The organism is Caproicibacterium lactatifermentans (assembly GCF_013315815.1).
Taxonomy (GTDB): domain Bacteria; phylum Bacillota; class Clostridia; order Oscillospirales; family Acutalibacteraceae; genus Caproicibacterium; species Caproicibacterium lactatifermentans.
Genome location: NZ_CP046051.1, coordinates 974,229 through 985,744 on the forward strand (window position 1 = coordinate 974,229; position 11,516 = coordinate 985,744).

Genomic DNA, 11,516 nt, shown 5'->3' on the forward strand with positions numbered 1-11,516 from the left:
TACACCTTCTTTCCGCAGACGGCCGCAGTCGTCAAAAATAAAAGTTCTGTTTCATTATGCCTGCAGCAATTCCTGCAGATGGACATTGATTTCCTGAAGGAATTCCTCTGTGCCAACCTTTTTCTTGTTGCGCAGGGTAGAAAGCCGATACATATCGCCGGTCATAATACCGTCTTCAATCGTCTGTATAGCGGCCTTTTCCAGTTTGCCGGCAAAACTCATCAGGTTCGGCAGACAGTCCAGCTCACCGCGCTTGCGCAGGGCACCTGTCCATGCAAACAGGGTAGCAATGCTGTTGGTGCTGGTCGGTTCACCTTTCAAATATTTATAATAGTGACGCTGTACCGTGCCGTGTGCTGCTTCATACTCATATTCACCGGTGGGGGAAACCAGCACGCTGGTCATCATGGCAAGGCTGCCAAAAGCAGTAGCGACCATGTCGCTCATTACGTCGCCGTCATAGTTTTTGCAGGCCCAGATGAAGCCGCCGTTACTGCGGATGACACGTGCCACAGCATCATCGATCAATGTATAGAAATAGGTGATGCCCGCTTTTTCAAATTTCTTCTGATATTCTTTCTCATAAATTTCCTGGAAAATGTCCTTGAAGCGATGGTCATAAATTTTAGAGATGGTATCTTTTGCAGCGAACCACAGGTCCTGATGTGTAGCAAGTGCATAGTTAAAGCACGCCTGCGCAAAGGAAGCAATAGACCCGTCCAAATTATGCAGTCCCTGTACGATACCGGCGCCGTCAAAGTCGTGAATGGTCCGGCGTGTTTCTTTGCCGTCTTTATCGGTTACAACCAGTTCTGCTTTGGCACCGGCCGGAACGGATAGCTCCACATTCTTGTATAGGTCACCATAGGCATGACGTGCAATCGTGATGGGCCTTTTCCAGGTTGGAATAAATGGCGTTACACCTTTTACCAAAACCGGTGCGCGGAACACAGTGCCATCCAGAATTGCCCGAATGGTACCGTTTGGGCTTTTCCACATCTGGTGCAGATTGTATTCTTTCATACGGGCAGAGTTCGGGGTAATGGTGGCACACTTTACGCCGACACCGTATTTTTTAGTAGCTTCTGCGGCGTCCACCGTTACCTTATCTTCTGTTTCGTCGCGATGCTTCAGGCCAAGGTCGTAATAATCAGTTTTTAGGTCAATATATGGTTCCAAAAGAATCTGTTTAATCAGTTTCCACAGGATGCGGGTCATTTCATCGCCGTCCATTTCGACCAGCGGCGTTTTCATCTGGATTTTTTCCATAAGTACCTCCCGGGCAGATGCTGTGTCTGTCTTTTCACTTCTTATCATTTATACAAATACAAAGTACCGAAGGATACCCAGCAGGAAAAGATGTGCCGGGTAAAAAATGTAAAATCCCCATTTGCTGCATTTCGGGTGCCGCTCATCGCCGCGGGTTCCGTTGTAACGGGAAAGCGGGAACAGAGCCAGCAGTACGCAGAGCTGTAGAAAAAACCAGCGCGGTGAAACCGCCTGTGTGGCGTTATCACTGGCATAAAAGAGCGCCATCAATACAGCGGCTGCGGCAAAGCCGGCTGCCTGCCTGTAAAACTGCCCGCGTTCCAGCCAAAATACCAGTGTAAAGGCAACACAGAACAAAGGCCAGTCGCCCACTAGGGTAGCCAGCATACAGCCTGCGACAGCCAGCATTTTAGGGACAGGTCCCTTCAGCCGGTCAACGGCTGTAATGGCCAGCAGGGAAAAGAACAGTGACCAAATCATGCCGGGCTCCAGCGCCCATATGCCGGGGCCACGCTCAAAGAACACAAAGCACGGCCACGAGAGCAACGCAAAAATGCCCATTCGCAGCAGATAACGGCGAATGTCATGCGTATGAACATATCCTTCCGTCAGAAAAAAGCACATACACGGGGCCGTAATGCGGCCGAAAGCGTGCATGACAATTCCCACAGCAGAAAACGTTGGGACAAAGGCCCACGCAATATGGTCAATGGCCATACAAAAAACAGCAAACCACTTGATGGTGCTGGCAGAAAGGCCGCCGCGCTGGGAATACGATTTCTGTACATTCATACAGAATGATGTTTTGCTTTCGTATAGTTAAGCAGGCCACCGGCCAGAATCATCTTCCTCTGGCGGTCCGTCAGAGGGGAGTCCGCGTGGAAAGCAAATCCTTTGGTTTCATTCTTTACCGTTACGGGCAGGCCGCTTTCCAACTCGGCGCGGATATTCGGCAGAGAAAGCTCGTCCATCTGGTCTATCTGGTCGTAATCGTTCTGGTTCTGAAACACCAGCGGCACAATTCCGGCATTCACGAGGTTAGCACAGTGGATGCGGGCAAAGCTCTTGACCAGTACTGCCTTAATGCCGAGGTACAGGGGAACCAAAGCGGCGTGTTCACGGGAGGAACCCTGGCCATAGTTATGTCCGCCGACGATAATGCCCTTTTTATACTTGCGGGCACGCTCCGGAAAATCTGGGTCACATACCGTAAAGCAGAAATCAGACAGACGCGGAATATTGCTGCGATAAGGAAGAATTTTTGCACCGGCCGGCATAATATGGTCAGTTGTAATATTGTCGCCGACTTTCAGCAGTGCCTTGGCCTCTATAGAAGGTGCCAGCGCTGTGGTAGACGGAAACGGCTTGATGTTTGGTCCACGCAGAACTTCCACATTTTTTGCTTCTTCCGGAGAAGCAGGGGCAATAACCATATTGTCGTTAATGAGGAATGTCTTTGGCAGTGCAATGGCATTTTCCGCACCGAGTGTCCGCGGGTCCGTCATCACGCCGGCCAGAGCACTGGCTGCCGCGGTTTCCGGGCTGACCAGATAAATCTGGCCGTCTTTCGTACCGCTGCGGCCTTCAAAATTGCGGTTGAATGTACGCAGGGAAATTCCAGCACTGTTGGGGGACTGCCCCATGCCAATGCACGGTCCGCAGGCACACTCCAGTACGCGTGCGCCCGCGCCGATGATGTCGCCCAGCGCGCCGTTCTTTGCCAGCATATTGTAGACCTGCTTGCTGCCGGGAGCAATCGCAAGACTCACGTTGTTCGCAACGGTTTTTCCTTTTAATATAGAAGCAACACGCATCATATCCAGATAGGAAGAATTGGTGCAGGAGCCGATGCAGACCTGGTCAATTTTCATGCCGGCCAGTTCGCGCACAGTGCGCACGTTGTCCGGACTGTGTGGGCAGGCTGCCATTGGTTCCAGGGAGGAGAGGTCAATCGTAATCTCCTCATCATACACAGCGTCCGGATCCGAGGCAAGTGGCTTCCAGTCCGCATCACGGCCTTGTGCCGCCAAAAATTCACGTGTCACTTCATCGCTGGGGAAGATGCTGGTGGTAGCACCCAGTTCTGCACCCATATTTGTAATGGTTGCACGTTCCGGAACGGTTAGGGTGGAAACGCCCTCACCGGCATATTCTACAATTTTGCCAACGCCGCCTTTTACGGTCAGGACCTGCAGCACTTTCAGAATAATATCCTTGGCGCTGACCCATGCGGGCAGTTTTCCGGTCAGATTGACGCGCAGCATTTTTGGCATATTGATATGATAGGCACCGCCACCCATGGCGACCGCTACGTCCAATCCGCCGGCACCAATGGCCAGCATGCCAATGCCGCCGCCGGTGGGGGTGTGGCTGTCCGAGCCAATCAGTGTTTTTCCGGGGACACCAAAGCGTTCCAAGTGTACCTGGTGACAAATACCGTTGCCCGGGCGTGAAAACCAGATGCCGTGTTTTTGGGCGGTTGTCTGAATAAAGCGATGGTCATCCGCGTTTTCAAAACCGGTTTGCAGGGTATTGTGGTCAATATAGGCAACACTTTTTTCGGTTTTGACGCGGTCAATCCCCATTGCCTCAAATTCCAGATATGCCATGGTTCCGGTTGCGTCCTGTGTCAGTGTCTGGTCAATATGTAGCCCGATGTCGCTGCTGACAGTCATGTTGCCGGACACCAGATGACTTTTAATGATTTTTTGTGCAATGGTCAGACCCATGTGTAAAAATCCCCCTTTGCTGCTGCACCCTTTTCTGGCTGCCTATTTTTTCTATTCTATAACCCTTAACCCTTTATAATATATATGGATAGATAGAATAGATGAAAATGTACAGGCAGCATGGCCGCAAAAAGTGCAGCAGGACAAATCTTTAGTTTTGTCATGTGCGTTATACCGGATGAAAGCAACAAATACTGCTTTCTATTATCCACAAAAAGCGTCTGCTTGTCAATCCATTCACAAAGAATAGAACCATCAAATGGAATTTTTATGCAGATATTGCGAAAAATACATATATGTACGCGTTGATAGAAAAAGCGGAAGTAGGGCTTGACAAACTGCGCCGTTGTGTTATAATAATACAGTCAAAACAAAGCGGGGTAGTTATGCCCACACCTAAGCGGTGCCGTCCGTCTTGGGTCAATATTATGATCCTAACCTTTTGGGGATTGTTGTGTTGCGCGCGGGCGGAAATTTCTGCTTGCGCGTTGTTTATTCTGACAAACTTTTTGTGGAGGTGCTTAACAATTAGCAACAGGGAACTGCAGATCAATGATGATATCCGTGACCGGGAGGTCCGTGTAGTAGACGCGGAGGGCCATCAGCTGGGTATTATGCCGGCCGCACAGGCGCGGCAGCTGGCCTACTCCAAAGATCTGGATCTGGTCAAAATTGCCCCACAGGCAAAACCACCTGTCTGCAAGGTAATTGACTACGGAAAATACCGCTTTGAACAGGCAAAGCGGGAAAAAGAATCACGTAAAAATCAGCATATTGTCGAAATTAAAGAGGTACGCCTGTCTTTAAATATCGACACCCATGACTTTGAAACCAAGCTGAATCATGCTATCCGTTTCTTAAAAGAGGGTAACAAAGTAAAGGCTTCCATTCGCTTCCGTGGCCGTGAAATGGGCCATCCGGAGCAGGGCTATACCATTATGAAAAAATTCGCCGAAGCGCTGAACGAATACGCTGTTGTTGAAAAGCCCGCAAAGTTAGAAGGCCGTAATATGCTGATGTTCCTTGCTGTTCGGCCGGTTGCCCGTCCTGGTGCTAAGCCTGCTGAAAATGCCGCGAAAAAGTTTGCTGGTAAGGCAAAAAAAGCTGAGTAAAAGGGAATTACCCTGGAAAATTAAGGAGGATCCTTATTATGCCTAAGATCAAAACGCATTCCGGCGCAAAGAAGCGCTTCAAACTCTCTAAAAACGGAAAAGTCATCCGTGCCCACGCAAACATGGGCCACTTTCTGAACGGTCATGACAAGGGTGCAAAGTATAAGCGCAGCATGCGCGGCACCTGCGTAGCTGACAAGACCAACACAGCACACGTGAAGCGCCTGATTCCTTACAAATAAGCTTCCGTTCTGCTTTGGTAAACTGATGATTTCCACGTATTTGGAGGTATAATAAAATGGCAAGAGTTAAAGGCGCACTCGCTACGCGTAAAAGAAGAAAGAAAGTTCTGAAACTGGCTAAAGGCTACTGGGGCAGCAAGAGCCGTCACTTTAAGATGGCTAAAGAAGCCCTCATGAAGTCCGGCAACTATGCTTTTGCTGGTCGTAAAGCCCGTAAGCGTGACTTCCGCCGTCTGTGGATTACTCGTATATCCGCAGCCTGCCGTGCTGACGGCATGACCTATTCCACTTTCATGAATGGCCTGAAAAAAGCCGGTGTTACCCTGAACCGCAAGATGCTTTCTGAAATTGCTATCAGCGACGAAGCAGCATTTAAGGGACTTGTTGCACAGGCAAAGGCAGCACTGTAAAGAAATCTTTTTTGCGTCCGGGGAAAAACCGGACGCATATTTTTTACCCGTTTGTATGGCATAAGGAGGGAAAAATATGGAACATATTACCAGCCGCCGCAACGAAACGGTTCGTGCCGTGGCAGCCCTGCGCAGTGCGTCAGCACGCCGGAAACAACAGGCTTTTTTGTGTGAGGGGGCCCGTCTGTGCGCGGATGCTGCCGAAAGCGGCATTTCTATCCGCTCCTTTTTTTACACACAGAAAGCACTGCAGAAATATCCACAGTACCTAGATACCATCCGACAGCATACGGCAGGAAAGGAATATCTTCTGGAACCGTCCGTTGCACAGCTGTTAGCTGATACTCGAAACAGCCAGGAGATTTTCTGTGTTTGTGCGTTCCCAAATACAGCCGATACCACACCGGAAAGTTTTCTGCATCGCCCAGCTGCAGGGGCTTGTTTAGCATTGGAACAGCTGCAGGACCCTGCCAATCTGGGTACCGTGCTGCGTACAGCAGAGGCCCTCGGTATTAACTGTGTTTTGCTGTGTGGACAATGCTGTGATCCCTTTTCTCCGAAAGCTCTGCGCGGCGGCATGGGTGCAGCGTTTCGCTTGCCGCTGGTGCATTTTTCTTCCTTTGCGGCTGCAGCCCCGCTGTTTCATCAGGCCGGCTGGCAGACAATGGCAGCAGTGCCGGATACCAATGCAGAAAAAGTGACTAAAGTGGATTTTTCCGTACCGGTCATTATGGCTGTCGGCAACGAAGGAAATGGCCTTTTGCCGGAAACAGTGGCTGCCTGCAGCCGCCGAGTGACCATTCCCATGCTTGGCAGAGCGGAGTCACTGAACGCTTCCGCCAGTGCGTCCATTTTAATGTGGGAAATGATGCGTGGCAGGGGGCGGAACAATGGATGAGCGTGCGTGGTGGATTTGGCTGCAGCATGGACTTGGTCCCGGTGCTTCCAAACACCGCCGTATTTTTGAAACGTATGCTTCTATTGAAGATTTTTATCGTGCTGGTACTGAAGGCTGGCGGCTGGATGGTTATTTTACGAAACGGGAAATTCTGCGTCTGCAGAGCTTTTCGCTGGAGCAGGCACAGGCACAGCTGGAGTATGCAGAGAAGCTGGGACAGCGTGTGCTGACACCAGATATGGGTGCTTATCCGCAGTGCCTGCGGGAAATACACAATTATCCCTGCGTGCTGTATGTGAAGGGAACGCTGCCGCCGGTTGACTTCATGCTGTCTATTGCTATGGTGGGTACCCGCAAGGCTACCCACAGTGGGTGCAGCATTGCGCACACCATGTCTTATGAGCTTGCGAAAGCCGGTGTAATTGTCGTCAGCGGCGGTGCATTGGGGATTGATACACAGGCACACCGCGGCGCGGTTGAAGCCGGCGGCCGCAGTATTTGTGTGCTGGGCTGCGGCATTGATACGGACTATCTGTTAACGAATGCTTCCCTGCGGGAAGCGGTTGCGGTGGATGGTGCGCTGGTGTCCGAATATCCGCCCGGTACACAGCCGATGGCTTCCAATTTTCCTATTCGTAACCGGATTATTTCCGGTTTGTGTGCTGCCACGGTTGTCATAGAAGCTCCTATTAAAAGCGGTGCGATGATTACTGCCGATTGTGCAGGTGACCAGGGACGAGACGTCTTTGCGGTTCCGGGCAGCGTACAGAATCCAAAGGCAAGAGGAACCAATGCCCTTTTGCAGCAGGGCTGTGCACCGGCAACCTGTGCGCTGGATGTCCTGCGTTGTTATGAGGGAAAATATCGAATTCGCATCCCGCAGGACCCAGGTGTTAATGTTTTTCCGGAGCCTATTCCAGAACCGAAACAGCTGCCCAAAAGAGAACCGCCGCCGAAACTTTCGCAGGAAGCACGAACATTATACCAGGTCCTTTCGGCACAGCCAAAGCCCATCGATGAACTTTGTGCCTGTACTGGTATGCAGCCGGGAAAACTTCTGTCTGCTGCAACGGAGTTGGAGCTTGCTGGTCTTGCACAGGCCAGCGCGGGCCAGCGGTATGCTGCCATGTAGAAAATCCTATAATGGAATAAATACTATGATAAATCTATATTTTTACAGAAAATTGTCCCCTTCCTGCCGAATAAAACATTGCATTTTTACAGCACTTTGGGTACAATGAATTGTTGTACCGGAGGCAGCAGGGAAAAATACGGACATTTTGCTTTGTGTTATGCCATTCGGTCTGTCAAATACCGTGAAATGAGGTGTTCCTGTGTCAAAGCTTGTTATTGTGGAGTCACCCGCAAAAGCAAAGACCATTCAGAAATATTTAGGTGATGGCTATACAGTCGTCGCTTCTATGGGACATGTCAGGGACCTGCCAAAAAGCCGCCTGAGTGTCAAAGTAAATGATAATTTTAAACCCCAGTATTCCATTATCAAGGGTAAAGAAAAACTGGTGGAGGACCTGAAAAAGAAAGCTGCCAAAAGCGACAGTGTACTGCTGGCAACGGACCCTGACCGCGAAGGAGAAGCCATTTCGTGGCATCTTGCTTATATCCTCGGTTTGGACGTAAATGACACCAACCGTGTTACTTTTAACGAAATTACCCACACCGGTATCAAGAATGGTATGGAAAATCCGCGTACCATTGATATGGACTTGGTCAACGCACAGCAGGCCCGCCGCATTTTGGACCGGCTGGTGGGATACAAACTCAGCCCCTTCCTGTCCCAAAAAATACGCCGCGGCCTTTCTGGTGGCCGTGTGCAGAGCGTGGCCGTACGCATCATTGTAGACCGTGAAGAGGAAATCAAAGCATTCAAGCCAGAAGAATATTGGAGCATTGACGGCAAGTTTGTCCCGGCAAAGGGAACGTCCCGCCGGCAGTTCATTGCCAGCCTGTATGGCCTTGCCGGACAAAAAGGCAAATTAAAAATCGAAAACAAGGAACAAGCAGACGCTATCCTCGACGAACTGAAAGATGCGGACTATGTGGTTACAAGCATCAAGAAGGGTACACGCCGCAAAAGTCCGGCACCGCCGTTCATTACTTCTACACTGCAGCAGGAAGCCAGCCGCCGGCTTGGTTTTACGGCCCGCCGTACCATGGCAGCCGCGCAGGAACTATACGAAGGCATTGAAATTGAGGGCATGGGGGCTGTTGGCCTGATTACTTATATGCGTACGGATTCTCTGCGCCTGAGTGAGGATGCGATTCAGGCGGCCTCTGCGTACATTCAAGAGCGCTGGGGGGACAAGTACCTGCCCGATAAGCCGCGCCACTATAAGGCAAAGGCCAATGCACAGGACGGCCATGAAGCCATTCGCCCGACCGTTCCCAGCCTTGACCCGGAAAAAATCAAGAGCAGCCTTTCCAACGACCAGTATAAGCTGTACAAACTTATTTGGGAGCGCTTCCTTGCCTGCCAGATGAGCAACTGCCTGCAGGCCACCACACGGGCCGAAATCACTGCCGGTGACAAGTACCTGTTTAAAGCGAGCGGCTATACCGTCACCTTTGATGGCTATACCGTTTTGTACGAAGAGAGAAAAGATGACGGCGAAAAGGAAAGCAGCGGTCTGCTGCCTCCGCTGGAAAAGGATATGCCGCTGCGCTGCAAGGAAATCACAGGGAACCAGCACTTTACCCAGCCGCCGGCGCGCTATACCGAAGCAAGCTTAATCAAGGCGCTGGAAGAAAACGGAATTGGCCGTCCTAGTACCTATGCTACTACCATTAGTACCATTTTGAACCGTGAATATGTTGTGCGGGAAGGCAAGGCATTGAAACCCACAGAACTGGGCGAAGTGGTCACCAAACTGATGAAGGAACGCTTCCCCAAGGTGGTAAATGTTAAGTTTACGGCACAGGTGGAAAACGAACTGGATGAAGTGCAGAACGGCAAAGTTGAATGGGTGCAGGCCGTACATGATTTTTATGACGATTTTGCTGAGGCACTGAAAAAAGCAAAAGAGGAAATGAAGGATGTCAAAATTCATCTGAAAGAGGATGAAACAGACATCATCTGTGAAAAGTGCGGCCGCCGCATGGTTATCAAAACGGGCCGCTATGGAAAATTTATTGCCTGCCCCGGCTATCCAGAATGTAAAAACATCAAAAAATATGTAGAGAAAAACGGTGCCAAATGCCCCAAATGCGGCGGTGATGTTGTCATCAAGCATACCAAAAAAGGCCGCATCTTTTATGGCTGTGAAAACTATCCCAAGTGTGACTTCGTTTCATGGGATGAGCCGACAGAGAAACTTTGCCCGCGCTGCGGCAAAACACTGCTGCGTAAAAAAGGCAAGAACCCGCGCTACTACTGCGTCACGCCGGACTGTGGTTATGAACATCTCGGCGACGATTTTTCAGATGAAGAGCAGCAGGCACCGGAAGAGGAAACAAAAGCGTGAGGAATCCTATGGAAATAACGGTGATTGGTGCGGGGCTTGCTGGATGTGAGGCTGCGTGGCAGATTGCGCAAAATGGCGGTGAAGTGCAGCTTGTGGAGATGAAGCCGCAGAAGTATACGCCAGCCCATCAAAGCCCCAATTTTGCAGAACTGATTTGTTCCAATTCTTTAAAGGCGGAGCGCATAGACAGTGCCGCTGGCTTGCTGAAAGAGGAAATGTACCGTATGGGCTCACTATTGGTGTCGTGTGCCCGGCATACGCGTGTACCGGCTGGCGGCGCGCTGGCTGTAGACCGCGCGCAGTTTTCGACAATGGTAACGGAAAAAATCCGCAGCAATCCGCATATCCACTGTGTACAGAAAGAATGTACAGAAATCCCCAAAGATGGCATTGTTGTGGTTGCCACCGGCCCTTTGACCAGTGAGGCGCTGGCTGCCCAGATTGACCGTCTGTGCGGTGGATGCCTGCGCTTTTATGATGCCGCTGCACCGATTGTCACAGCGGAAAGTTTGGACCGCAGCCGTATTTTTGCGGCATCCCGATACAATAAGGGTAGCGGTGAGGACTACCTGAACTGTCCCATGAATAAAGAAGAGTATGAAACATTCTACACGGAACTGCTCCACGCGGAGCGCGCGCCGCTGCATGGGTGCGATGTACAGGACCCCAAAGTGTATGAGGGCTGTATGCCAGTGGAGGTTATGGCCCAGCGCGGACCGGACACCATCCGCTTTGGTCCCTTAAAGCCGGTTGGCCTGCGGGACCCACATACCGGACACCGGCCGTGGGCCGTTGTGCAGCTTCGCCGGGAGGATGCTGCCGGAACGCTGTTTAATTTGGTGGGCTTTCAAACAAACCTAAAGTTTGGCGAGCAGAAACGTGTGTTTGGCCTGATTCCGGGCCTTTCTCATGCGGAGTTTGTCCGCTATGGCGTTATGCACCGCAACACCTTTTTAAATGCACCCAAAGTGCTGGACAGCACGTTTCAGCTGCGAAAGGAACCGCGCCTGTTTTTCGCCGGCCAAATGACCGGCGTGGAGGGATACATGGAGTCAGCTTCTTCCGGCTTGCTGGCGGGAAGAAACGCACTGCGGCTGCAGCAGGGTTTGCCGCTGCTGACGCCGCCAAAAACGACCATGACGGGTGCGCTGGCCCGCTGGGTGCAGTTCGGCGGAGAAGGGGACTATCAGCCGATGGGTGCCAATTTCGGCGTCATGCCGCCGATAGAACCGCACATTCGGGACAAACGGGAACGTTATGCGGCTATTTCGCAGCGTGCCCTGCAGGATTTACAGACCTTTCAGCAGGAGAACGGCTGGAGTGCTCCAACAGAAGAAATTTAAGTGCGGGACCGACCGCTTTTTGAATATCGGACAG

At 51.1% G+C, this 11,516-nt stretch carries 10 protein-coding genes; 7 read left to right on the forward strand and 3 right to left on the reverse strand.

Annotation, left to right across the window (positions count from 1 at the left end; genetic code table 11):
- Nucleotides 1-54: 54 nt before the first annotated feature.
- From GJQ69_RS04735 to GJQ69_RS04745, 3 genes are read right to left on the reverse strand one after another with little or no spacing between them, the layout of a single operon-like run.
- Nucleotides 55-1,269: an NADP-dependent isocitrate dehydrogenase gene (locus GJQ69_RS04735; protein ID WP_086035829.1), complete on the reverse strand. Its 1,215-nt coding sequence runs from the start codon at nt 1,267-1,269 to the stop codon at nt 55-57.
- A 48-nt stretch (nt 1,270-1,317) separates the two neighbouring features.
- Nucleotides 1,318-2,061 carry a TraX family protein gene (locus tag GJQ69_RS04740; RefSeq protein WP_086035828.1) on the reverse strand — a complete coding sequence of 248 codons (744 nt, stop codon included), beginning with the start codon at nt 2,059-2,061 and terminating at the stop codon, nt 1,318-1,320.
- Nucleotides 2,058-3,998: an aconitate hydratase gene (locus tag GJQ69_RS04745; protein ID WP_086035827.1), complete on the reverse strand. Its 1,941-nt coding sequence runs from the start codon at nt 3,996-3,998 to the stop codon at nt 2,058-2,060. The genes GJQ69_RS04740 and GJQ69_RS04745 overlap by 4 nt, the downstream gene beginning before the upstream one ends.
- Nucleotides 3,999-4,507: 509 nt before the next feature.
- Between GJQ69_RS04745 and infC the strand changes: the two genes are divergently transcribed.
- The 7 genes from infC (at nt 4,508) to trmFO (ending at nt 11,482) form a co-directional block, all read left to right on the forward strand.
- Nucleotides 4,508-5,110, forward strand: a complete 603-nt coding sequence (gene infC, locus GJQ69_RS04750) for a translation initiation factor IF-3 (RefSeq protein WP_236849740.1) — start codon at nt 4,508-4,510, stop codon at nt 5,108-5,110.
- 38 nt (nt 5,111-5,148) lie between these two features.
- Complete coding sequence (gene rpmI / locus GJQ69_RS04755) at nt 5,149-5,352, forward strand: 50S ribosomal protein L35 (protein ID WP_086035826.1); 204 nt, start codon at nt 5,149-5,151, stop codon at nt 5,350-5,352.
- Between the two features lie 56 nt (nt 5,353-5,408).
- Entirely contained in the window at nt 5,409-5,762 is a 354-nt protein-coding gene (gene rplT / locus GJQ69_RS04760) for a 50S ribosomal protein L20 (protein ID WP_086035825.1), read from the forward strand.
- Nucleotides 5,763-5,838: 76 nt separating this feature from the next.
- Nucleotides 5,839-6,660, forward strand: coding sequence for a TrmH family RNA methyltransferase (locus GJQ69_RS04765; RefSeq protein ID WP_086035824.1), 822 nt, complete (start codon nt 5,839-5,841; stop codon nt 6,658-6,660).
- Nucleotides 6,653-7,792: a DNA-processing protein DprA gene (gene dprA, locus GJQ69_RS04770; protein WP_086035823.1), complete on the forward strand. Its 1,140-nt coding sequence runs from the start codon at nt 6,653-6,655 to the stop codon at nt 7,790-7,792. Before GJQ69_RS04765 ends, dprA begins: the two co-directional genes overlap by 8 nt.
- A 202-nt stretch (nt 7,793-7,994) precedes the next feature.
- Nucleotides 7,995-10,139, forward strand: coding sequence for a type I DNA topoisomerase (topA, locus tag GJQ69_RS04775; protein ID WP_086035822.1), 2,145 nt, complete (start codon nt 7,995-7,997; stop codon nt 10,137-10,139).
- 8 nt (nt 10,140-10,147) lie between these two features.
- On the forward strand, nt 10,148-11,482 hold the full coding sequence (gene trmFO, locus GJQ69_RS04780) for a methylenetetrahydrofolate--tRNA-(uracil(54)-C(5))-methyltransferase (FADH(2)-oxidizing) TrmFO (protein WP_086035821.1): 1,335 nt from the start codon (nt 10,148-10,150) through the stop codon (nt 11,480-11,482).
- The last annotated feature ends 34 nt before the right edge of the window (nt 11,483-11,516 follow it).